Origin of the sequence: Streptomyces sp. NPDC058274 (assembly GCF_042881375.1) — a bacterium.
Classification (GTDB): domain Bacteria; phylum Actinomycetota; class Actinomycetes; order Streptomycetales; family Streptomycetaceae; genus Streptomyces.
Genome location: NZ_JBHVXW010000013.1, coordinates 21,966 through 45,404 on the forward strand (window position 1 = coordinate 21,966; position 23,439 = coordinate 45,404).

At 70.6% G+C, this 23,439-nt stretch carries 18 protein-coding genes and 1 pseudogene; 12 read left to right on the top strand and 7 right to left on the bottom strand.

Annotation, left to right across the window (positions count from 1 at the left end):
- Positions 1 to 7: 7 nt before the first annotated feature.
- The 5 genes from ACFVYF_RS23970 to ACFVYF_RS23990 all read right to left on the bottom strand — a co-directional run bounded on the left by ACFVYF_RS23970 (position 8) and on the right by ACFVYF_RS23990 (position 5,940).
- Positions 8 to 769 carry an ABC transporter ATP-binding protein gene (locus tag ACFVYF_RS23970; RefSeq protein WP_389458394.1) on the bottom strand — a complete coding sequence of 254 codons (762 nt, stop codon included), beginning with the start codon at positions 767 to 769 and terminating at the stop codon, positions 8 to 10.
- On the bottom strand, positions 766 to 2,646 hold the full coding sequence (locus ACFVYF_RS23975) for an ATP-binding cassette domain-containing protein (protein ID WP_389458396.1): 1,881 nt from the start codon (positions 2,644 to 2,646) through the stop codon (positions 766 to 768). Before ACFVYF_RS23975 ends, ACFVYF_RS23970 begins: the two co-directional genes overlap by 4 nt.
- Complete coding sequence (locus ACFVYF_RS23980; RefSeq protein ID WP_389458398.1) at positions 2,643 to 3,527, bottom strand: branched-chain amino acid ABC transporter permease; 885 nt, start codon at positions 3,525 to 3,527, stop codon at positions 2,643 to 2,645. Before ACFVYF_RS23980 ends, ACFVYF_RS23975 begins: the two co-directional genes overlap by 4 nt.
- A complete protein-coding gene (locus tag ACFVYF_RS23985) occupies positions 3,524 to 4,759 on the bottom strand; it encodes an amino acid ABC transporter substrate-binding protein (RefSeq protein WP_389458400.1) in 1,236 nt (411 codons plus the stop codon). The genes ACFVYF_RS23980 and ACFVYF_RS23985 overlap by 4 nt, the downstream gene beginning before the upstream one ends.
- 542 nt (positions 4,760 to 5,301) lie before the next feature.
- Positions 5,302 to 5,940 (bottom strand): GntR family transcriptional regulator, encoded by a 639-nt coding sequence (locus ACFVYF_RS23990; RefSeq protein ID WP_389458402.1) that lies wholly within the window; start codon positions 5,938 to 5,940, stop codon positions 5,302 to 5,304.
- Positions 5,941 to 6,374: 434 nt separating this feature from the next.
- On the opposite strand from ACFVYF_RS23990, the gene ACFVYF_RS23995 reads away from it, so the two are divergent.
- From ACFVYF_RS23995 to ACFVYF_RS24035, 9 genes are all read left to right on the top strand, one after another.
- Positions 6,375 to 6,635: a hypothetical protein gene (locus ACFVYF_RS23995; protein WP_389458404.1), complete on the top strand. Its 261-nt coding sequence runs from the start codon at positions 6,375 to 6,377 to the stop codon at positions 6,633 to 6,635.
- 87 nt (positions 6,636 to 6,722) lie between these two features.
- Positions 6,723 to 7,280 (top strand): hypothetical protein, encoded by a 558-nt coding sequence (locus tag ACFVYF_RS24000; protein ID WP_389458406.1) that lies wholly within the window; start codon positions 6,723 to 6,725, stop codon positions 7,278 to 7,280.
- A gap of 439 nt (positions 7,281 to 7,719) precedes the next feature.
- Positions 7,720 to 8,811 (top strand): substrate-binding domain-containing protein, encoded by a 1,092-nt coding sequence (locus tag ACFVYF_RS24005; protein ID WP_389458408.1) that lies wholly within the window; start codon positions 7,720 to 7,722, stop codon positions 8,809 to 8,811.
- 115 nt (positions 8,812 to 8,926) lie between these two features.
- A complete protein-coding gene (locus tag ACFVYF_RS24010; RefSeq protein ID WP_389458410.1) occupies positions 8,927 to 10,234 on the top strand; it encodes an ABC transporter substrate-binding protein in 1,308 nt (435 codons plus the stop codon).
- A 258-nt stretch (positions 10,235 to 10,492) separates the two neighbouring features.
- Complete coding sequence (locus tag ACFVYF_RS24015; RefSeq protein WP_389458681.1) at positions 10,493 to 11,314, top strand: carbohydrate ABC transporter permease; 822 nt, start codon at positions 10,493 to 10,495, stop codon at positions 11,312 to 11,314.
- Positions 11,311 to 12,231, top strand: coding sequence for a carbohydrate ABC transporter permease (locus ACFVYF_RS24020; protein WP_389458411.1), 921 nt, complete (start codon positions 11,311 to 11,313; stop codon positions 12,229 to 12,231). The genes ACFVYF_RS24015 and ACFVYF_RS24020 overlap by 4 nt, the downstream gene beginning before the upstream one ends.
- A gap of 2 nt (positions 12,232 to 12,233) precedes the next feature.
- Positions 12,234 to 13,289 (top strand): hydroxyacid dehydrogenase, encoded by a 1,056-nt coding sequence (locus tag ACFVYF_RS24025; protein WP_389458413.1) that lies wholly within the window; start codon positions 12,234 to 12,236, stop codon positions 13,287 to 13,289.
- 12 nt (positions 13,290 to 13,301) lie between these two features.
- Complete coding sequence (locus ACFVYF_RS24030; RefSeq protein WP_389458414.1) at positions 13,302 to 16,208, top strand: glycoside hydrolase family 2 TIM barrel-domain containing protein; 2,907 nt, start codon at positions 13,302 to 13,304, stop codon at positions 16,206 to 16,208.
- Positions 16,209 to 16,231: 23 nt separating this feature from the next.
- The gene (locus ACFVYF_RS24035) at positions 16,232 to 17,767 is read left to right on the top strand and encodes an HAD-IA family hydrolase (protein ID WP_389458416.1); all 1,536 of its coding nucleotides are present in this window, start codon (positions 16,232 to 16,234) and stop codon (positions 17,765 to 17,767) included.
- 40 nt (positions 17,768 to 17,807) lie between these two features.
- On the opposite strand, the gene ACFVYF_RS24040 is transcribed toward ACFVYF_RS24035, so the two are convergent.
- A complete protein-coding gene (locus tag ACFVYF_RS24040) occupies positions 17,808 to 20,255 on the bottom strand; it encodes a polysaccharide lyase 8 family protein (protein ID WP_389458418.1) in 2,448 nt (815 codons plus the stop codon).
- 182 nt (positions 20,256 to 20,437) lie between these two features.
- Here ACFVYF_RS24040 and ACFVYF_RS24045 point away from each other — a divergent pair, with 182 nt between their 5' ends.
- Together ACFVYF_RS24045 and ACFVYF_RS24050 are read left to right on the top strand one after the other, a co-directional pair.
- A complete protein-coding gene (locus ACFVYF_RS24045) occupies positions 20,438 to 21,256 on the top strand; it encodes a peptidoglycan-binding protein (RefSeq protein WP_389458420.1) in 819 nt (272 codons plus the stop codon).
- Between the two features lie 93 nt (positions 21,257 to 21,349).
- Complete coding sequence (locus ACFVYF_RS24050; RefSeq protein WP_389458422.1) at positions 21,350 to 22,318, top strand: aldo/keto reductase; 969 nt, start codon at positions 21,350 to 21,352, stop codon at positions 22,316 to 22,318.
- 141 nt (positions 22,319 to 22,459) lie between these two features.
- Here the strand turns inward: ACFVYF_RS24050 and ACFVYF_RS24055 are convergent, their stop codons facing one another.
- The gene (locus ACFVYF_RS24055; protein WP_389458424.1) at positions 22,460 to 23,134 is read right to left on the bottom strand and encodes a nucleoside/nucleotide kinase family protein; all 675 of its coding nucleotides are present in this window, start codon (positions 23,132 to 23,134) and stop codon (positions 22,460 to 22,462) included.
- Positions 23,135 to 23,218: 84 nt separating this feature from the next.
- Between ACFVYF_RS24055 and ACFVYF_RS24060 the strand changes: the two are divergent.
- Positions 23,219 to 23,407 (top strand): annotated as a pseudogene (locus tag ACFVYF_RS24060) (YybH family protein); the annotation flags it as partial.
- Positions 23,408 to 23,439: the final 32 nt, after the last annotated feature.

Sequence of the window (23,439 nt, forward strand, 5' to 3'; positions counted from 1 at the left end):
TCCGGCGTCAGCGGGGGTTCTTCTGATCGGCGTCGGCGCCGGCTTGTACGGGTTCGGGGGCGGCGCCGAAGAACAGCCGGCCCATGTCCGGGTCGGCGAGCAGGGCGTCGGCGGCGCCCGTGTGCAGGACGCGGCCGCCCTCCATGACGACGGCGTGGTCGGCGAGGGTGAGGCCGAACCGTACGTTCTGCTCGACCATCAGGACCGTCACCCCCGCCTGCCGGAGGGTGGTGACGGAGTCGGCGAGCTGCTTGCGGGCCTTGGGGTCGAGGCCGAGGGTCGGCTCGTCGAGCAGGACGGCCCGGGGGCTCAGCATCAGGGCGCGCGCGAACTCCACGATGCGCCGCTGACCGCCGGACAGGGACGCGGCCTTGTCGTCGGCCCGCTCGGCGATCAGCGGGTACAGCTCGGCGATCTCGGCGTAGCGACGTCGGTTGCGCTCGCGTTCCCGGCGGTTGACGTACGCGCCGAGCATGACGTTCTCGCGGACCGACAGGGACGGGAACAGCCCGTGGTGCTGGGGCACTTGGACCACACCGCGGCGCAGGATCTGCGCGGGAGAGCGTCCGCCGATCTCCTCGCCCCCGAGCAGCACCTGCCCTCCGCGGGGACGCAGCAGCCCGCTGCACACCTTCAGGACCGTGGACTTGCCCGCCCCGTTGGGGCCGACGATGCAGGTGATCGCGGATTCGGCGGCGGTGAAGCCGACCCCGCGCAGGATGTCGCCGGCGCGGCCGTACCCGGCCACCAGGTTGCTGAAAGTGATCATGCGGTCGCTCCCGTGGTCGCCGGGTCGTTGCCCGGGCCCGGCGCGTGGTCACCGAGGTAGGCGTCGAGTACGGCCGGGTCGTGCTCGATCACTCCGGGCGGCCCGCTCGCGATGACCCGCCCCTGAGCCAGGACGTGGATGTGGTCGCACAGTGACAGCACCAGCGGCATGTTGTGCTCGACGACCACCACGGTCGTACCGGCTTCGTTGAGCTTGCGGACGATGCCGCCGAGCCGGTCCACGAGGGTCGGGTTGATGCCGGCGGCCGGTTCGTCGAGCAGCAGGATCTCCGGCTCCAGCATCAGGGCCTGGGCCAGCTCGACGAGCTTCTGCTGGCCGTACGACAGCCCGCCCGCGCGGTGTTCCGCGTACGCGTCCATGCCGACGAAGTCGAGCCACTCGTGGGCCCGCGCCGCCTCCTTGCCGCTGATCGCCGACGCGGCCAGCCCCGGCACGGAGAACGAGCGGCTGGGCACGGCGAGGTTCTCCAGCGCGGTGAGCTGCGGGAAGACCCGGGTGGCCTGGAAGGTGCGGGCGAGGCCGGCGTGCGCCCGTTGCCAGCGCGGCCGGCGGTCGAGACGCCGCTCGCCGAGGTGGATGCTTCCGCCGTCGGCGGCGAGACTGCCGTCGAGGAGGTTGAACACCGTGGTCTTTCCCGACCCGTTGGGCCCGATGAGCCCCGTGACCGAGCCGCGCTCGACGATGAAGGAGCAGCCGTCGACCGCCCGTACGCCACCGAACGACTTGCCCAGCTCCGCCACCCGCAGCAGCGGCACCTCCGCCGTCCCGGGAACACGCTCCCGGACCAGGGCGGCCGGGGGCAGCCGGTCGGGGACGGCCGTCAGCCGGGAGCCGGCCGTCGCCTGCGGATCCGTCCGGCGTCGCCGGGCGAGCCATGACCCGGCCTCGGTGAGCACGCCCTTGGGGAAGAACAGCACGATCGCGGCGAGCAGCGCCCCGTAGATGATCAGACGCCAGGAACCGGCGTCGGGCCCGCTGAGGTTCTGGTTGGTGAACTGGTTCAGCGGTTCGAGGAGGAAGGCGCCCAGGACCGGACCCCACAGCGTGCCCACACCGCCGAGGTGCGCGGCGAGCACGATCTGCATGGCGATGACGATGTCGAACATCGACGCCGGTTCGAGGAACGCGATGTAGTACGCGTAGACGCCGCCCGCCACACCGATCGGGAAGGCGCTCGCCGCGAAGGCGAACATTTTGTAGCGGTCGGTGCGTACGCCGATGCCGTCGGCCTTGGACTCGTCGTCGCGGATCGCCATCAGCCTGATGCCGAACTTCGAGCGCCGGATCGCCCACGACCCCCACACGGTGAGCGCCAGCAGCACCAACAGGTAGTAGTAAAAAGGCCAGTTGAGGTACGCGCGGTCCCAGGTGGGCAGGGGCAGGGCCAGCCCGTGGTTGCCGTTGGTGAGCGACGACCAGTTGGACACCAGCAACGCCGTGAACTCCAGGAAGGCGAAGCTCACGATGACGAAGGCGATCCCTCGCGTGCGCCGGCCGACCAGACCCAGGACGACCGCCGCGGCCGCCGCGACGACGCCCCCGAGAGGAGCCGCCAGCAGCGGGGAGATGCCGGTGTGGAGGGACACCAGGGCGGTGGTGTAGGCGCCGACGCCGAGGAAGGCGCTCTGCCCCAGCGAGACGTATCCCGCGTAGCCCGAGATGATGTTCCAGCCGGACGCCATGACGGCCAGCAGGAACGCCATGATCGCCATGTTCTGCAGATACGCGTTGTCGTTGACGAGCGGCAGCACGGCCAGGGCGACGGCGGCGAGGCCGATCCCCCACGCGCGGAGCCGGCGGCTGTCGAACGCCCTCAGCCGGTCGAAGTCGTACGCCCGCAGGCGGTTGATGGTCATGCGCGGCTCATGTCCTCTCGCAGCCGGGCGCCGAGCAGCCCCTGCGGGCGGGCGACGAGCACCAGGATGATGGCCAGATACGGGACCGCGGCGGCCCAGTCGGGAGCGACGTAGGTGGAGGTCAGGGACTCGGCGACGGCGATGAGCAGCGCGCCGAGCACACTGCCGGGCAGACTCCCCATGCCGCCGAGCACGATGATCGAGAGCATCAGCCCGATCCAGTGGTCGGCCGAGCTCGGCATGAACGGGTACAGGACGCTCAGCAGCGTCCCGCCGGCCCCGGCCGCCGCCACCCCGAGCGCGTACGCGGCCGCCCAGGCGGAGCGGACCTCGATGCCGATGAGCCGCGCGCCCTCCGAACTGGCCGCGGTCGCCTGGATGGACCTGCCCAGCCAGGTGTGCCGCAACAGCAGGTACAGCCCCGTCAGCACCACCGCCGCGACCAGGCACGCGTACACCTGCGCCTGCGGGAAGCGCAGCCCCAGCACCGAGAAGGACCGGTTGGCGTAGCCGGGGGTGACCGACCGCGGCTCGTTGCCCCAGACCAGTGCGATGACGCCCTTGGTGACGAGGGTCAGACCGAAGGTCGTCACCAGCGCCATCGACGGATCGGTGGTCCGCGAGCGCTCGATGAAGATGTAGTACGTCGCCCAGCCCACGACGAGCAGACAGGGCGTCGTGATGAGCACCAGAAGCAATGGGTCGAGCCCGGTCGCGTCCCACAGCGTGTACGTCAGATAGGCGCTGAGGATGAGCATGCCGCCCTGGGCGAGGTTGACCACCTTCATCACGCCGAAGATCAGGTTCATGCCGGAGGCGACGAGCGCGTACACACCACCGACGAGGAGCCCGAGGATCAGCGTCTGGAGCAGTTGGCTCACGACGACCATCCGGGCTTCGGGTTGACCGCCCTGTCGACGGTCTGCTGGCTCGCCGGGGCGACGAACTCGAACTTCCCGCTCTGCCACTGCGCGAGCAGCATGTTGCCGTCCGGCACCCCGCGCTTGTCCCACTTCAGGGGGCCGACGATCGTCTGCACGGTATGCGTGTGCAGCCAGTCGGCGAGCTTGTCCTGGTCGAGGCTGCCCACCGCCTTGACCGCGGCCTCCAGCACCTGGCCCGCCGTGTACGCGTTGGCCGCGTCGTCACCCGGAGCCGAGCCGTAGGCCTTCGTGTACGCCTGCACGAACGCCGAGTTGCCCGTGTAGTCGGCCTTCGGGCTCCAGGCCGCGGTCGTGAAGATGCCCTCGGTGTTCTTGGCGCCGATCGCCTTCGGATAGGACTGGATGAGGCTCGGGGCGTTGGTCTGGAACATCATCTTGGGGCTGAACTGCTGCTTCTGCAGCGCCTTGACGAACCCCGCACCGTCGTTGGCGGCGACCGCGCCGTGAATGACCAGGTCAGGCTTCGCCCGCGCGACGGCACTGGCGATGGAGTCGAAGTTGACCGTGTCCGGCGCGTACTTCTCGCTGTAGACCGACTTCACACCGAGCTTGCCCAGCTCCTTGCGGAACTCGTTGATCGTGACGTCGGTGTTGGGGTCGTCCTGCGTCGGATAGGCGGCGGTCTTCGGCCGCTGGTCGGCCGGCAGCGACTTGATGTACTGCACGAATTGGTCCGGCAGGTCCAGCGAGGTGCTGGGCTGCGCGAAGAACAGGTAGTCGTAGCCGCGGGTGAAGATTTCCTCGGCGCCGCCCGAGGGCTCAACGTAGAGCATCTTGTTGCGCTCGGCGACCGCGGAGGCGGGCAGGTTGAGCTTGGACGAGAAGGTCCCCAGGAGCAGGTCGGAGCGTTCCTGGCTGATGAGCCGGTTGTAATTGGTGACGACGGTGTTCTGGTCGAAGCCGTCGTCCAGCACCTTCAGTTCGACCTTGCGGCCCAGCAGACCGCCGTCCTCGTTCAGCTGCTCGAGCCACACCTTGTAGCCCTCGTAGGCGGGCTTGGAGGCGTCGGCCACCGGGCCCGACAGGGGCAGCGAGGCACCTATCTTGATCGCGCCGCTGCCCGAGCCGGATCCCGACCCCGAGCCGCACGCGGTGGCGAGCAGCAGCACTGCCGCCGCCGTCGCGCTGAGCAGGGCTGGGTACCGTCCGCTTCGACCGATTCCTGGCATGACATTCACCTCGGGTTGGTGATCGTGATGGCGGTGCAGGGCGACAGCCCCTCGCTCCGCCGCAGAGCGCATGCCCGGCGGGGACGGAGGGCGGTGTCCGGAAGCGGTGACGGCTCGTCGAATGCGGCTCCGGAGCGCCGTTGGCGCTGGTCCCTGGCGCGTGGAACGTCTTCCCGGACGCCTGGCGCGCCCGGGGCTGGGTGGTGGCGGTCAGGGAGCTCACGAGCACCCTGCTCTTGATGTGCAATGTATACATTGCACATCAAGGCTCGACAAGGGAGCGGACAGCGAGTGGAGCAGAAAGTTTCTACCGGCGGGTATGGCTGTGGGGGGACTGTGCGACTGGGGGGCCTGGGTGGGCTGCCGCCGGCTCCGGAATACGGGCGGGCGCGCGAAGGCGGGCTGCCTGCCCCGGAATACGGGCAGGTGCGCGGAGGCAGGCTGCCCGCTTCCAGCCCCGCTGCCGGGCACGGGGTCGAGTCGGAGTGGGGCAGAGAGCGGGGGAGGGGGAGCGGGAGGACCGTGGGTCTGGTCAGGTCAGGTCAGCGGTGACCGTCGCCGTACATCGTCGCCGCTTCCCGTACGTGGTCGGCCGCCGCGGCCTCCGCGCGCTCCGGGTCGCCGTCGATGATGGCGCTCACGATCGCGTCGTGCTGCCGGGGTGTCAGGTCTCGGCGCCGGTTGATGTTGCTCAGGCTGACGATGGCGAAGCGGGCCCAGATCCGGTCGAGCGCGGCCTCGAGGAGCGGGTTGCCGGACAGCCGGGCCAGCATCATGTGGAAGTCGAGATTGGCCCGCCAGGCCCCCGCCGGGTCGCCGGCCTCGGCCTGCTCCTCCACGCGGTGCGAGGCGTCCTTCAGCCCGCTGAGCTGCGCGGGCGACAGCTGCCCGTCGCGCTGCGCGGTGGCGGCGAGCTTGGCGGCCAGTGCGTCCAGGGCGCCGTGCAGTTGCGTGGCGTGCTGCATCTCCTGCGGGGAGAGGGAGCTGACCACCACGCCCCGGCCCGTCGGGGTCACCAGACCGTCGCTCTGCAGCCGGCGCAGCGCCTCGCGCACAGGGGTCCGGCTCATGCCGAGGTCCTCGCAGATGCCCAGCTCGGTGAGCCGGTCGCCAGGGGTGTAGTGCCCGTCCATCAGCCGCTCGCGCAGCCGGCGGTAGGCGAGTTCGGCCTGGTTGTGCATCCCTGGACGCTCTTCGGAACGGTCGCCGGATGAAAGCATGTACAACGTATACATTGCATTCAGCGCCCAGTGCAATGCCTGCCCCGCCTCGTGTCGGGATGGTACGCCCGTGATGCGGGTCCGGGGGTTCGGGGTTGGCGCCCGGCTGGGAGCTGGGTGTACCGGCTCGGGAGCCGGCGGACTGTTCCGGCTTCGGCGGACGGCTCGGCGGACGGATCCGGCGCACCGATGCGGCCCCCGGCGGACGGCTCCGGATCTGGCGCCGGCTTCGGGGGCCCGGTCGTCTCTTCCGCTCGTAGGAGGTCCCGCCCCGACCCGAAGGCGACCAGGCGTTGCCCAACGCCCGCCGTGGCCAAGGCACTTCACCTGCTTGCCCACCGAACCGCGGGGTACCTGGGAAACCTCTGCACATGGCGACGGAGAGGAATCGGATCATGACTACACGGGGGACGGACCACGCATCAGGGCTCGGTGACCTGGAGCCCGGCACCAGGCAGCGAGCTCAACTCCGCTCCCGTCTCGGGGACATCGCCTGGACCGCGCTCTCCGTCGTCCTGCTGCTCTGGGGAGTCTGGAGCGCGGTCGGTGTGGCGAGGGGCGTGACCGCGTGGGCGTACTGCGCGGTGGCCTGGGTGCTGCTGGCCGTGGCCCTGGGACTGCGCGTCGTCGCGGCCCGGCGCCGGACGCGGATCTAAGGACGCGGATCCAGGGACGCGGATCCAGGGACGCGGATCCAGGGACGCTGACGTAGGACAAGGGATCCAGGACGAGGAGGCACTGTCGTGGAACGACTCAACACCTTCCTGGCCAAGCACCTCTGGCTTCAGGTCGTACTGTCCGTGCTCGCCGCCACCGCGGCCATTCTGCTGATCGATCCGGGCAGCTCGCCGGTGGCGGTACTGCTGCGGGTCGCCATCACGTCGATCGGCGCGGTGATCGTGCTGATCGTGTTGCGACGCAAGGAGAAGCGTGCCGCCGGGGGTTCGGCGACCGGCCTGGTCTCGCTGGACAGGAAGCTGCGCGTGGGCGAGGTGCCCACGGATCCCGCGGAGCGGGAGGCCATGCGCGAGCTGGTGGAGCAGCGGCTGCACCGCACGCGTCACCGTGTCGCCGCGACGGTCTTCCTCGTGCTTCTCCTCGGATCTGTCGTGGCGATGACGGCGGCCACCTCCGGCCTGCGTCAGACGCTCGGATTCGCCCTGTTCTCCGCGGTCTTCCTCGGCTGGTCGATCGCCAACGGCAACCTGCAGCATCGCCGCCTGCGGACCATGCGCGACGAACTGGGCGGCTCCCCCGCCCAGCCGCGGCAGGGAACCGCCTCGGCGGCCTCCCGCGACTGAGATCACTGCGGCTCCCGCGGCCCCCTCCGTGCCCACTTGCGCGCGCTCGTCCAGGAGACCCTTGCCCCGCAGGTCGTCCCAAAGCCTCGCAGATGTCGGCAATGCGGTGCGCCCGGCGCAGCAGTACGGGTGAGGCCCGTCCGCCCCCGAAGCCCAGTTCCGTCACGTCGCCCGGGTCTTCATTCGCTCCTCTTCGCGAGCTCCGGGGGCAACGCGCACGTCAAGGCGCACGCCAACGCGCACGTCATGGAGGCGTCATGGAGGCGTGACCCTGCCACTGAGCCCACCCATTTTCGGCCCGCGTGAGGGCGGTCCGGCCGCTGGAATGAGCATATTGAACGCAAACGATCGATACGATTGTGGGCGTACAGTGAGCACACGGGATCACGCTCCGCGTCCCCCGTCGTTCGTCCGTCCGGCCTTGCCCCAGGGGGAGCCCATGCGACTGCATGTCGACCAGCGTCATGAGCGGGTGCTCGAACTCGTCCGGGAGCGAGGCAGCCTCCGGGTCGCCGATCTCGCGGCCGAACTCGGCGTGTCCGCGGTGACCTTGCGACGCGACGTGGAGACCCTCGCCGCGCAGGGCCGGGTGCACCGGCTGCACGGCGCGGTGGTGTGGCCGGGGGACGCTGCCGCCGAGCCGGCGCCCCGCCGCGAGTCCGCCGAGGGCGCAGTGATCGGAATGATCGTGCCGACCACGACCAATATCTTCGCGGACATCGTCCGGGGGGCGCGCGAGACCATCGGGGCCCAGGGCGGCCGCCTGGTCCTCGGCATGACCGGTTACGTGGACTCGGAGGATCCCGTACAGGCGGAACACCTGATCGCGGGCGGCGCGGAGGGGCTCCTCGTCGCGCCGAGCTGGTTCGGCGGCGTACCCGTCGACGGGCAGGAGAAATGGCTGGTCGACTGCGAGGTGCCGACCGTTCTGGTCGAGCGCTCCGCCCCGGCCGGCAACCCCGCGGCGGTCCTGGACCGGGTCCGCACCGACCGGGCGCACGGGGTCGCGGTCGCCGTGGGCCACTTCGCGGCGCTGGGCCACCGGCGGATCACCGCCGTGCTCCAGGAAGGCCCGCATGCCACACAGATCTCGGCGGGCTATCTGGCAGCCGTGCAGTCCCTCGGCCTGGAGGTCGCCGCCGGCGCTCCCGCGACCCGTGAACACGGGGACTACGAGGCCACGATCGACTATCTCGTCGACGCCGTGCGCAAGCGCGGGGTGACCGCGGCGCTGGTGCACAGCGACGAGGACGCCATCGTGCTGGTGCCGAAACTCCAGGCCAGCGGCATCCGGGTGCCCGACGACCTCGCGCTCATCGCGTACGACGACGAGGTGGCCGGCCTCTCGGACGTGCCGCTCACCGCCGTCGCCCCGCCCACGCGCTGGGTGGGGGAGCTGGCCGCCGAGTTGCTGCTGCAGCGGCTCGCCGAGCGCAGGAGCGGTCTGCCCCCGGCGCCCCGTCAACACCTCGAACTGCTCCCCGAGTTGAGGGTGCGTTCGTCCTGCGGTGGCGCGGCCTCCGCGACATGAGCGTTGTGCGATCGTTTTGATTGTCTCGGTCGAACGCTCTTGACTCTGATCGTGTGCGCACAAAAGATGTCCTGCATCCGCCTCTTCCCGTACGAGGTCTCGTAGGAGCCGTGCAATGTCGCGCACTTCACGTTCGTTCCGCATAGCCGCCACCGCCGCCGTCGCAGCCCTGGGCATGCTCGCCACCGCATGCGGTGGCGACGACGGCTCGACCGACGCCGCCTCGGACGGCAAGCCGGTCACCATCGACTACTGGACCTGGACGCTGGGAGCCAAGTCGACCGTCGAGGCGTTCAACAGAACGCACAAGGACATCAAGGTCAAGTTCACCGAGATCCCGAGCTCGACCGAGGGCTACAGCAAGCTCACCAACGCGGTGAAGGCGGGCAACGCCCCCGACGTGGCGACCGTCGAGTACCAGATGGTCCCCGAGTTCGCGAGCCAGGGAAACCTGGTCGATCTGACCAAGTACGCCGGTGAAACGGTCAAGTCGAAGTTCCCGGAGGGCATCCAGAGCCTGGTGACCTTCGGCGGCAGGACCTGGACCGTCCCGTACGACGCCGCGCCGCAGCTCTACTACTACCGAACCGACCTGTTCAAGAAGTACGGCATCGAAGTCCCCAAGACCTGGGACGAGTTCGAGACCGCGGCCGCGAAGGTCAAGAAGCAGGACAAGAGCGTCCGCCTCGCCTCCATGCCGAAGAACGACCCGGCGCTGCTGGCCGCCCTGTCGTGGCAGGCCGGCGGCAAGTGGTTCGCCACCGAGGGCGACGCCTGGAAGCCCGGCGTCAACGACGCCGCGACCAAGAAGGTCACCGGCTACTGGGACGGCCTGATCAAGGACGGCCTGGTGCAGTCCTACACCGGCTACAGCCCGGAGGAGACCAAGGCCCGCGCCTCCGGCAAGACCCTCTCCTTCCTCGGCGCCTCCTGGTCCGCCGGCGGCATGAAGACCGCGATGCCGGACCTCAAGGGCAAGTGGGCCGCGGCCCCCATGCCGAACTGGGGCACCGCGGCCAGCGGCAACTACGGCGGCACCTCCTACGGCGTCCTCAAGGGCAGCAAGCACGCCGAGGCAGCCACCGAGTTCATCAAGTGGCTCACCACCGACAAGGCGGGTGTCGAGGCCCGGCTCGCCGACCTGGAGTCGCCCAGCAGCGCACTGCCGGCCAACCCGGAGATGCGCGACGTGGCCGCCGCCAAGTTCGACACCGCGTACCTGAAGGGCCAGGACCTCTACGGGCTCGCCTCCCAGCAGGTCGACACGATCGTCCCCGGCTGGACCTGGGGCCCCAACCAGATGGACGTCTACACGGCCGTCCAGGACGCCACGGCCAAGTCCGGCTTCACCGCCGGCGTCGACGCAGGCCAGCAGAAGGCCGAGTCGGGCATCACGGACCGCGGGCTGAAGCTCGCCAAGTGATCCGCGGGGTCCGGTCGTCGCGCCCCGGTGTCCGACCGGGACCCGGACACCGGCCGCGGCCGGACCCCGCCCGCGATCCGTCTCCCCGAAGCGTCCAGCCCGCCAAGGAGCCCACCAGTGGCAGCACCTGTCGCCCACCCCGTGAAGGCCGTGAGCCGGCCCCCGACGAACGCCCCGGCGTCCGCGCGGCTGCGCCGCAGCCAACGCCGGGCCGCGGCCCTGTTCATCACCCCGTTCTTCGTGCTGTTCGCCGCGGTCATGGTGGCGCCCATCGGCTATGCGCTGTGGATGAGCCTGTTCCAGGAGCAGTCCTCGGGGCTCGGCTTCGGCGGCACCCAGCGGGTGTTCTCCGGATTCGCCAACTACACCAAGGCGCTGTCGGACGCCGGCTTCCGTGACTCGTTCGTCCACATCGCGTTCTACTGCGCGCTGTACATCCCGGTGATGATCGGCGGCTCGCTGTTCCTCGCCCTGCTGGTCGACTCCGCGCTGGCGCGCGCCAAGCGCTTCTTCCAGCTGGCGCTGTTCCTGCCGCACGCGATCCCCGGACTGATCGCCTCGATCATCTGGATCTATCTGTACACCCCGGGCCTGAGCCCGGTGCTCGACTGGATCGGTGCCTTCGGCGGCTCCTGGAACTTCTACAGCAACGACCATGTGCTGTCGTCCATGGTCAACCTCTGCGCCTGGCAGTGGATCGGCTACAACATGGTCATCTTCTACGCCGCCCTGCAGGCCGTGCCGCGCGAAGTGATCGAAGCGGCCGTCGTCGACGGAGCGGGCGCCATCCGGACGGCACTGCGGATCAAGGTCCCGATGATCGCTTCCGCGGTGGTCATGACCGTTCTGTTCACCTGCGTCGGCGCCATCCAGATCTTCACCGAGCCGAAGCTCCTCAACCAGCGCGGAGCGCCCTCCATCGACACCGAGTGGTCGCCGACCCTGTTCATCTGGAAGGCCGGATTCGTGCAGCACGACTACGGCATGGCCGCCGCCGCGTCCCTGCTGCTCGCCCTGCTCGGCATCGTCCTCTCCTACATCGTCACCCGGCTCGGCAACCGGTGGAAGGCGGCATCATGAGCACCATCACCCGGACCTCACGTCCCGCCGAGGCACCGCCCGGGCGCACGGTCACGCCGGCCGTCCGCCGTCGCGCCTCCTCCAGTGCCCTGCTCTCCAAGGGCGTCGTCAACGGCCTGCTGATCTTCGCGGCCTGCTACACCCTGATGCCGGTCAGTTGGCTGCTGTTCGCCGCTACGAAGAACAACCGCGATCTGTTCGGCACGTCGGGCTTCGCCCTCGGCGACTTCAACCTCTTCACCAACCTGCATCACGTCTTCACCTTCAACGACGGCATCTATCTGCGCTGGTTCGGCAACAGCATCCTGTACTCGGTGATCGGCTCGGCGGCCTCCACGTTCCTGTGCATCGCCACCGGCTACGCCTTCGACAAGTACGACTTCAAGGGCAAGGAGAAGCTGTTCGGACTGGTCCTCGGCGGCGTCCTGGTCCCCACCACGGTGATCCAGCTGCCGATGTACCTCCTCGCCACCAAGGCCGGGATCGTGAACACCTACTGGGCGTTGCTGCTGCCCGCCCTGGTCAACCCGTTCGGCGTCTACCTCGCCCGGGTCTTCTCCGAGGGGTACGTGCCCGGCGAGGTCCTGGAGGCGGCCCGTGTCGACGGCGCGGGTGAGCTGCGCACCTTCGCCGGCATCTCGCTGCCGATGCTGGCGCCCGGCTTCATGACCATCTTCCTGTTCTCGTTCACCTCCAGCTGGAACAACTTCTTCGGCGCGCTCGTCATGCTCAACGACGACAAGCTCTACCCCGTCAACCTGGGTCTGTTCATGTGGAACAGCGTCACGCAGCAGCAGCCCGAGTACTACTCGCTCGTCATCACGGGCTCCCTAGTCGCCGTGGTCCCGCTGATCCTCGCCTTCGTCTGCCTCCAGCGCTTCTGGCGCTCGGGCCTGACCGCCGGGGCGGTGAAGTGACCATGCTCGTACCGGAAGGCACCCTCCTGAACGGCCCGGACCGAACGGACGCGCCCCAACTCCCGCGCGCCGCGCTCGCCATGGGGCACGACATCCACAGCTCACTGCTCGCCGAGGGAGCACTCGACCGGCTGCGCGCCGTCGCCTCGGTGGACACCGCCACGCACATCACCGACTTCGGCACCGCCGACGGCACCGAACTGGCGTATGTGGAAGTCCTCTTCACCCACTGGGGCGCCCCCCTGCTGACCGAGGACGCGCTGAACCGTATGCCCAGACTGCGCGCCGTCGTCCACGCGGCCGGCTCCATCAAGCACCACGTCACCGAGTCCGTGTGGCAGCGCGGCATCGCCGTCTCCTCGGCGGCGGCCGCCAACGCCCTGCCCGTCGCCGAATTCACCCTGGCCGCCATCCTGTTCGCGAACAAACGCGTCCTCGACATCGCCCGCGTCTACGCCGACACGCGCCAACAGCCCGCGCTGCTGCCGTACTTCGCCGGACACGGCAACTACCACCGCACCGTCGGCATCGTCGGCGCCTCCCGCATCGGACGCCGCGTCGTCGAACTGCTCCGCCCACTGGACCTCGACCTCCTCGTGCACGACCCGTACGTGGCGCCCGACGAGGCCCGGGCCCTGGGCGTGGAACCCGTCGGGCTCGACGAACTCGTCGAGCGCAGCCACGTCGTGTCCATCCACGCACCCCAACTCCCGGAGACACGCCACATGTTCGACGCGAACCGCATCTCCCTCCTGAGGGACGGCGCCACGCTCATCAACACCGCGCGCGGCTCCCTCGTCGACACCGAGGCACTCACCCCGCACCTGGTGTCCGGCCGCATCCACGCCGTGCTCGACGTGACCGAACCCGACGTACTTCCCGACTCGTCGCCCCTGTACGGGCTGCCGAACGTGCTGCTCACCCCGCACATCGCCGGCTCCCTCGGCAATGAACTCGGACGGATGACGCACTGGGCCGTCGACGAAGTCCACCGGTACGCGCAAGGCCTCCCGTTCGCCCACGGTGTCGGCCCCGACGAGCTGGCCCGCTCGGCCTGAACAGGAGCTCCCATGGCTGACCAGGACACCGGCTACGTCGAGGACCCCGCCCCGGGCCACGGCCGCCTCGCCCCGCGCGCCCGCTTCGACTCGGACGCCCCGTGCCTCGAACTCGACGGTCCCTGGCGCTTCCGCGCCGCCGCAGGAGTGCACGACCTCGCCCTCGGTTTCGAGGACCCCGCCTTCGACGACACCCACTGGGACCGGCTGCCCGTTCCGTCCTGCTGGCAACTGCACGGCATCGGCGCGCCCGCCTACACCAACGTCACCTACCCCTTCCCGGTCGACCCGCCGCGGGTACCCGACGAGAACCCGACCGGCGAGTACCGGCGCGTCTTCACCCTCCCCGGTGACTGGCCCGCAGGCCGCAGCGTGCTGCGCCTCGACGGTGTCGACTCCTGCTTCGCGGTGTGGCTCAACGGCGTCCGCCTCGGCGACGGCAAGGGCAGCCGGATGCCCACCGAGTTCGACGCCACCGACGTCCTGCGCACCGGTCCCAACGTGCTGGCCGTACGCGTCCACCAGTGGTCCGCGGGCAGCTACCTCGAGGACCAGGACATGTGGTGGCTGTCCGGCATCTTCCGCTCGGTGCGGCTGCTGTCCCGGCCCGCCGGAGGCCTCGACGACTTCTTCGTGCACGCCGGCTACGACCACACCACCGGCGCCGGCACGCTCCGCATCGACACCAGTGGCGCCGCCCGCCTGTCCCTACCGGCACTCGGCCTCCAGGACGCCGACCCGGCCGGGCCGCACACCTTCGAGGACGTCGTCCCCTGGAGCGCCGAGCAACCTCACCTGTATCTGGGCGAGTTGACGACCGGCAGTGAGCGGATCCACGTACGCATCGGGTTCCGTACCGTCACCGTCGAGGACGGGCTGCTCAAGGTCAACGGACGCCGCCTCCTGCTGCGGGGTGTCAACCGGCACGAATGGGACCCCGAGACCGGCCGCACCCTCTCGGACGCGACCATGCTGCGCGACGTCCTGCTCATGAAGCGCCACAACATCAACGCCGTACGGACCAGTCACTATCCGCCCAGCAGTGAATTCCTCGCCCTGTGCGACGAGTACGGGCTCTGGGTCGTCGACGAGTGCGACCTGGAGACGCACGGTTTCGAGCAGGTCGACTGGCGGGGCAACCCGGCCGCCGACGGGCCCTGGCGCGCAGCCTGTCTGGACCGGATGCGCCGGGTCGTCGAGCGCGACAAGAACCACCCCAGCGTCATCATGTGGTCCCTCGGCAACGAGAGCGGCACCGGTGAGAACCTCGCCGCGATGGCGGCCTGGACCCGTGACCGCGACCCCTCCCGCCCGATCCACTACGAGGGCGACCGGGACAGCGGATACGTCGACGTCTACAGCCGGATGTACGCCGACCACGCCGAAACCGAGTTGATCGGCCGGGGCGAGGAGCCGGTCACCGACGACCCGGCCCTGGACGCGCACCGGCGTCAACTGCCCTTCATCCTCTGCGAGTACGCCCACGCGATGGGCAACGGCCCGGGCGGACTGAGCGAGTACCAGCGGCTGTTCGAGACCTATCCACGGCTCCAGGGCGGCTTCGTATGGGAGTGGATCGATCACGGCATCGCCCGCCACACCCCGGACGGACGCCGGTTCTTCGCCTATGGCGGGGACTTCGGTGAGCAGGTCCATGACGCGAACTTCGTCGCCGACGGTCTCGTCCTGCCCGACCGGACGCCGTCGCCCGGTCTGGTCGAGTACAAGAAGGTCGTCGAACCCGTCCGGATCGACGTCGCCGAGGCGGACGCGCTGATCAGGATCCACAACGGTCACGACTTCCGCGACACCTCCCATCTGCGCTTCCGCTGGCGGGCCGAGGACGACGGCGAGCCGGTCGCCGAAGGCGAACTCGCCGTACCGACGCTGGCCGCCGGCGCACGCACGACACTGCCCCAGCCGGCGCTGCCGCCGGCCGAGGGGGAGCGCTCGCTGACCGTCGTGGCCGAGCTCGCCGGGGACGAACCCTGGGCCGGGGCCGGGCACGAGATCGCCTGGGGCCAGTCCGTGACCGGCACGTTCCGGGAGCCGGGCCGCCCGGCCGGAGCCCGTCGGGCGCGCCCTGGCCGGTCCCTGCGCGGACCCTCGGCCGTGGCGCGCACCACCGACCGGCTGGACATCGGACCGGCGCGCTTCGATCCCGTCACCGGTGCGCTGCGCGGCCTCGGCCGCCTCGCGCTCGACGGACCCGTCCTGGACGTCTGGCGTGCCCCCACCGACAACGACGAACTCGGCCCGCGCCTCGCCGACCGCTGGCGGGACTTCGGACTGGACCGCCTCACCACGAAGGTCCGCGACGTGGTTCCGGCCGGCGACGGCCTCACCGTCGTCACCCGGGTCGCGCCCGCGGGCAGCGACGCCGCCCTGACCGCCACGTACCACTGGCGCGCCGATGACGAGGCGCTGCGGCTGGACCTGGCCGTCGCCCCGCTGGGCGACTGGCCGCTGCCCCTGCCCCGGATCGGGGTCCGGCTCGCGCTGCCGGGCTGGATCGACACCGTGGACTGGTACGGCAGAGGGCCGGGCGAGGCCTACCGCGACTCGGCCGCCGCCGCCCGCCTCGGCCGGTTCCGCAGCACTGTCGACGCGCTGCAGACGCCGTATGTCCGCCCGCAGGAGAACGGCAACCGGCACGAGGTCCGCTGGGCTCGCCTCACCGGCGACGGCGGCGGCCTCGAAGTGAGCGGCGGATTCGACCTCACCGTGCGCCGCTGGACCAGCCACCAGCTCGACGCGGCCCGCCACTCCACCGACCTCACGCCGGGCGACCGGGTCCACGTCAACCTCGACGCGGCCCATCACGGCCTCGGCAGCGCCTCCTGCGGCCCCGGCACCCTGCCCCAGCACACCCTGCACGCCGAACCGACCATGCTCCGCCTGACCCTGCGCGGCCTGTGACCGCCGTGCCGAAAGGACCTGTCATGCCCGGTGCCGTCCAGCGCGTCCTCGTCGTCGGCATCGATGGCGTACGCCTCGATGTACTGCGCCGTCTGCCCACCCCGCACCTCGATGCCCTGGCGGCCGCGGGCTTCCTCGCGCCCGTGGAGGTGGACGAGCGCACCCCCACCATGTCGGGCCCCTGCTGGGCGACCGTCGTCACTGGTGTCACCGGCGCCAAACACGGCGTGTGGAGCAATGATTTCAGCGGCCACCGGCTGGACGTCTTCCCCGACTTCGCCACCCGCCTCGCCGAACAGGACGGCCGCCGTACGTTCGTCGCGGCGGGCTGGCGGCCCCTGATGCAGGTCCGCGACGGCGGTCCGCTCTTCCGGGCCCCGTCCAGGACCGCGTACGTGGCCCCGGCCGCCGACACCCCCGAGGCGTGGGAGGAGTGCGACGAGCGGATCACCGAGGAGGCCGTGCGCGTGCTCGCGGACGACGACATCGAGGCGTCATTCGTCTATCTCGGCGCGCCCGACGAGACCGCGCACTTCCTGGGCTGTTCGGACGCCTACGAGGCCTCCGTGCTGCGGGCGGACGAGCGGCTCGGGCGCCTGCTGGAGGCGGTGCGCGCCCGGCCGTCGTACGACAGCGAACAGTGGACCTTCCTCGTCGTCACCGACCACGGGCACGTCGACGCGGGCGGGCACGGCGGCCGCTCGCCCGAGGAACGCACCGCCTGGCTCGTCGCCGCGGGCCCCGGCATCGCCGCGGCACCCGCGGAGGTACGGCATGTCGATGTCGCCGCCCAGGTGTTCGCCTCGGTGGGATGTCTCGCCGACCGGCACTGGACGCTCGACGGCCGGCCCTTCGCGGCCGCTCCGCACGCGGTGCTCCTCGACATGGACGGCACCCTCGTCGACACCGAGTCGCTGTGGCTGCGGACGGTGAGCGAGAGCGCGGCCCGCCTGGGCCACGAGATCGGGGAGGAGGATCTGCCCCATGTCCTCGGCCGCGCGGTCGGTGACACCGCGTCATATCTGCACCGGGTGACGGGACATGATGCGGACGCCCTCGCCGGGGAACTCGACGCCGCCTTCCTGGCCGCAGTCGAGACGGAGACCGCTCCCTTGCCCGGCGCCCGCGAACTCCTCGCCCTGCTCGGCGACTTGGGGCTCCCGGCGGCCCTGGTCTCGGCCTCACCGCGGCCGGTGGTGGACGCCGTACTCAAGGTGCTGGGGGCGGACATGTTCCGTGCCACCTTCGCCGAGGGCGAGACACCCCGCACCAAGCCCGCCGCCGACCCCTATCTGGCGGCGGCCCGGGCGCTCGGTGCCGACCCCGCGGCCTGCCTCGCCGTGGAGGACAGCCCCACGGGGGTGGCCGCCGCCGAGGCGGCGGGCTGCCGGGTGCTCGCCGTGCCGTCGTACGCGCCGATCACCCCCGGAACGCGGCGCACCGTGCGCGGCGAACTGGCGGGAATCGGCGTACGCGACCTGTGGACCGCGGGTCTCCAGGTGTCGGAGGGGGCGCCTGGAGACCCGCAGAACCGGCCCTGGGCGGTCGCCGCCACCTGACCGGGGGACGCCGGGCCTGCCGGCGTCCCCTTGAGAGCCGTCAGCCAAGCCTGACGGTGATCTTCTGGGTGACGCCGGCGGTGCCGCTGAGGTCGCCGAAGGTGAGCTTCAGGGCCGATCCGGTGGTCGCGGAGGTGACGGTGGAGGGCTTGGCGGTCACCGAGGCGACCGCCCTGTTCCAGGTGAGCGTGAGGCCGGTCTGCATCCGCATCGGATCGCTGACGCAGACGACCGCGGTGCCGTCGCTCCTCTCGCTGATCATCACGGAGCACGGGTTGCTCGCGGTGAGGTCACCGACCGTGCCGCCGAACCAGAAGTTGACCCCGGTGAAGCCGAGCGAAGGGACCCTGACGCCCTGCTGGTTGTCCGTGTTGGCGAGGACCGTCAGCCAGCCGGTCGCCGCGGCGCGTGACTGGGTCCCCGCGGCCGTGGCCCCGGGCATCAGCAGATAGGCGTACGAGGCGTTGGACGGGTTCGTTCCGTGGTCGACGTACATCGTCAGGTACGTGCGGTTCAGGACCGTGGTGGAGCCGCCCTTGTTGATGTCGCTCCACCTGCCGTCGCGGGCGGTGCGCAGCGCCTTGACGGTCGCGCCGCCGGGGAAGACATAGCCGCCGTGGCCGCCGATGTGCGCCCACTTCGCGCCGGTGAGCGTCTCCGACCAGGGGCGGGAGGTGGGCTTGGTGACCCCGTCGACCTGGAAGGACGTCGTGCCGGTGGCGCCCAGATTGCGGTTCTCGACCGTCGACTCCACGGCCGTGCCGTCGGTGCACTTGATCCCGGCACCGAGACAGACGATCGCGTCGTCCAGACAGAACCACGACTTCTTCGCCAGCAGGGTGCTCTGCAGCCCCTTGAGGTACTGCCCGACGGCGGCCCGCTGCCCGTCCGTCGCCCCGCCGACCCAGTTCACGTCCGGCAGCGACGCCCCCCAGTCGCCGCCCGCCGCGTCCGCCAGCACCTTGCGCGACGCCGTCGTGCCGGGCAGCCGGTACGGGTCGACGGTGGGCCAGAAGGCGTCGCTGTACTGGCCGCCCGCGAACGTGTCGCCCCACCAGTACAGCATCCCGGCACCCGTGTGCCAGCCGCGCAGATTCTCGCCGTTGCCCGTCTCGTAATACGTGATCCGGCGGTCGGCCATGCTGATCGACGCGGCCCAGCCGGGACGGCGGTGCGTGGCCCGGGACATGCTGGTGAACAGGCGGTGCCCGGTCGGCTCGGCGATCGCGGACACGGAGGTGTCGTCCTGAACGCCCTTGAGCCGGGCGAGACTTGTCAGTCCCAGGGCGGGGTCGCTCAAGGGCGGGCTGTAGTAGTCGCGTTGCATCCAGCCCTTCACCAGGCCGCGCCAGCGAGCGTTCTGGGTGCTGCTCGCCCCCTGTCCGAGCAGCACGATCGAGGCGAGGATCGGATGCCCGCGCAGATGGTCGTCCTGCTGGATCTGCTTGGGGTCGGAGGCGGTCAGGCCCCGGCTGACCGCCCGCCCGGACACCCCGTCCATGACGAGTCCGTTGTAGAGGAACGGTGCCCAGGCGTTCTCCACCGCGTCGAAGACGATCTGCCGCTTGGCGTCGGTGACCTCCCACGTCGACCCGGCCAGCAGCGCGAAGAGCAGGCCGAGCCCGCCCAGCATGACCGAGCCGTACGACCCCGTGTAAGGGACGGTCGTGTGCTGGATGAACGAGCCGTCGGTGTAGAGGCCGTCCCCACTGGTCACGTAGGGAAAGACGGGGGAGAGCGCGTCCCGGGCCAGTGCGATCTTGGCGGGGTTCGCGCCGACGACGCCCCGCAGGGCCAGCACCCGGCACAGGTCGACGCGGTTCGCGCCGGTGCTCGTCCCGGTGTAGGAGGCGACGGCCGAGTCGGGCACGAAATGGTCGACGGCCTTCAGGTAGTCGGTGATGCGGGCGGCCGGCAGCTGGTCGTACAGGAGCACGCACACGTCCAGCAGTGCCTGCGGCGCGCCTATCTGCCAGCTGTACCAGTTGCCGTAGCGCGCCTGGCTGTCGTTGTAGACCTCGGAGTGGAGGTGGTCGAGCCCGGTGAGGATGTCGTCCTTGAGGCCCGCGTCGCCGGTCAGTCCCGTGCCCTGCCGGCAGTAGGCCTGGGCGAGCGTGCTCAGCCGGCTGTAGCTGGTGTTCATGTTGCCCGAGTAGCCGTACGACTCCTGGTCGGTGTCGGGCTCCGGGTCGGCGTAGACCAGGTCGGGCCACAGGGAACCGGTCACCGGCGCCATCGCGGACCGCAACTGGGCCGCCGTGGCGCCCAGTTCGGTGAGTCTGCTCTTGAAGGGCTCCGCGGTGGGACTGAACCCCTCACCGAGGATCAGAGCACGCCACTTGGCGCGCAGGGTCGCGAACTCGTCCGCGGCCTCGGTCGTGGCGATGGCGGACAGGGGAGCGGCGGCGGCGCTGCCACCCGCGCCGAGGGCAAATGCGGTGCCGCCGCTCGCGGCCAGAAAGCCGCGGCGTGACCAACGAGTCGTCATGAGCGCGGTTTCTAGCACGGCATTGTTCAAACGCTCAATATCTCTTGCCGAATTGAGCGTATCGATCGTTTGCTGAGAATGCGTGGGCGATGGCGCGGGCCGCCGACTGAACTCGCGGTCGCCTGTCCACGTATCACTCCGCGGGGGATGGCGGAACACCGAGCGCGCGGAAGGAGAGCAGTGTGTCGATACCGCCCCAACCCGCACGGCGGCCGGAGCGCCCGGCACTGGAACCCACCGACGTCCCACCCCGCCCCCGCCCGGACTCCCTGGCCGAACTGCTGCGACGGGTACGGGAGAAGGAGAACGGCACGGCGGAGGTCCCCGTCGACCACGACCCGGTTGATCATGACCCGGTCGACTACGACCCGGTTGACCAAGACCCGGTCGACTACGAGGCGGTCGACCACGACTCGGACGGCAACGAGGCGGTCGACCACGACTTGGTCGACTACGAGTCGGTGATGCCGAGCCCGGTGATCGTCCACCCCCTTGACGAGGATCCGATCGATCAGGTGCCGGCGGCCGCACGCCCGGCATTCCGCCGGCCGCGGTGGCGATGCCTCGCGGACCGCGCCGGTCTCCGTCGCGCCGCGATCGCCACCGCAGTGGCCGCGGCGGCCCTGCTCGGCTTCGCCGTCGCCCGGCTGCTGCCCGGAGACGACCCCGCTCGCGCGGCGCAGGCCCAGGCCCCGCTCACCCCGCCATCGCCCTCGACGTCCGCCGTTCCCGCGCCGCCCCGAACCGGCGCCGACCCCGACGGTCCCGGCACCCTCCGCGCGGGAGACAGCGGTGCCGCGGTGACGGAGCTGCAGCAACGCCTGCTGCGCGTGCCGGACGTGTACACCAACGGCGCCACGAGCGGCACCTACGACGCCGCTCTCACGGCCGCCGTCGCCCGCTTCCAGGTCTGGTACGACATCCGTGGCGACGAGACGGGCGTCTACGGCGACGACACGCGCACCAGGCTGGAGTCCCTCACCGCGTCCGTCGGCGGGTAGGTCCCGGCGAGGAGGCCTGCCCGCACCCAGCTCTCCCCGGTACCGTCAGCCTGGGGTGAGGCACGCCCCACCTCGGTGAAGGCAGGAGTGAGCATGCAGTTTGTGAAGCTCGGCGCGACGGGCCTCGACGTGTCCCGCATCTGCGTGGGATGCATGAGTTTCGGCATGCCGGACCGCGGCGTCCATGAGTGGACGCTCGACGAGGAGGCGTCCCGCCCGTTGATCCGTCAGGCACTGGAGGCCGGGATCAACTTCTTCGACACGGCGAACGTGTACTCCGACGGCACCAGCGAGGAGATCGTCGGCCAAGTGCTGGGTGACCTCGCGCGCCGCGAGGAGGTCGTCATCGCGACGAAGGTGAACGGCGCGATGCACGAGGGCCCCAACGCCCACGGCCTGTCCCGCAAGGCGATCATGACGGAGATCGACAACAGCCTGCGCCGCCTGGGCACCGACTACGTCGACCTCTACCAGATCCACCGCTGGGACGCGGCCACCCCGATCGAGGAGACGATGGAGGCGCTGCACGACGTGGTCAAGGCGGGCAAGGCCCGCTACATCGGGGCCAGTTCGATGTACGCGTGGCAGTTCTCCAAGGCCCAGTACACCGCCCGGCTGAACGGCTGGACGCGGTTCGTCTCCATGCAGAACCACTACAACCTCCTGTACCGCGAGGAGGAGCGGGAGATGCTGCCGCTCTGCCAGGACCAGGGCGTCGGCGTCCTGCCGTGGAGCCCGCTCGCCCGCGGCCGCCTCACCCGCGAGTGGGACGCCACCAGCACCCGCAGCCGCACGGACGAGTTCGGGAAGAAGCTGTACCAGGAGGGCGACCGCGTCATCGTCGACGCCGTCGGCCGGATCGCCGCCGAACGTGGCGTACCGCGGGCCCAGGTTGCCCTGGCGTGGCTGCTGCGGCAGAGCACCGTCACCGCGCCCATCGTCGGCGCCGGCAAACCGCAGCACGTGGACGACGCGGTCGCCGCGCTCTCCCTCGAACTGACCGAGAAGGAGATCGAGCAGCTGGAGCAGCCGTACACAGCGCGCTCCATCAGCGGTCACTGAGCCGCGCGGTGGCCGGGCCCCGCGCCCGGCCGCCGGCATCCGCGCGGGTCCGCCCGGCGCCCGGTGCGGAAGAAGCCGGCCTGTCCCGGCGGGACGCCGGCCGCGCACGGCGGTCCGCGGACGGTTGTCGTCCGCGCAGGCTCACCGAGGGCGGAGGTCCGCCGGACGGGCAGCGGCCGGGAACGGAGCGAGGGTCGCCGGGACGACCAGGTCCGCCCGGTCGCGGGTCGTGGCGATCAGATCCGCATTGCGCTGGTCCGTGCCGAGGACCCAGGCGCGGGCGGCCTCGTGGTCCTTGCCGAACCGCTCGTGGCGGGCGACGAGACGCCGGACGCGCTCCTCCTCGTCCAGCTCGCAGAACCAGACCTCGTCGAGCTGCGGCCGGACGCGCGCCCAGCCGCCGTCCGGTACGAGGAGGTAATTGCCCTCCGTGACGACGAGCCGCACGGTGCGCGGAACGGCGATGGACCCCGCGACGGGCTGCTCCAGGGTCCGCTCGAAACCCGGTGCGTAGACGACCTCGTCCTGTTCCTCGCGCAGACGGCGCAGCAGTGCCGCGTAGCCCGAGGCGTCGAACGTGTCGGGAGCGCCCTTGCGGTCACGGCGCCCGAGCCGGTCCAGCTCGACGTCCGCGAGATGGAAACCGTCCATCGGGACCTGCGCCACCCAGGGCTCACCGTCCCCGTTCAACGCTCTGACCAGCTGCTCGGCGAGCGTCGTCTTGCCCGCGCCCGGGCTGCCGGCGATGCCCAGCAGGGCGCGCCTGCCGGGGCGGACGAGTCCCGTCGCCCGCTTCAGGAGTTCCTCGAAGGTCATGGGCGTGTTCCCCAATCGGTCCGGCAGCGGTGAGTTCTGCTGGGGGAGGGTCCCCCGATGTCGCACCTGGGGGACCCTCCCCCGATGCCGCCCAAGGAGTATGAACGGATCACGCCCGACGACGAACAGCAGATTCGCACCCTGATCGAGCAGTGGGCCGCGGCCGTGCACGGCGGCGACCTGGACGCCGTGGTCGCGGACCACGCGGACGAGATCGTGATGTTCGACGTTCCGCCGCCCTACGAGGGCATCCGCGGGTTCCCTGCCACTCGAAGAAGGGGGGGCCAGGTCTCGCGGTACGCGGG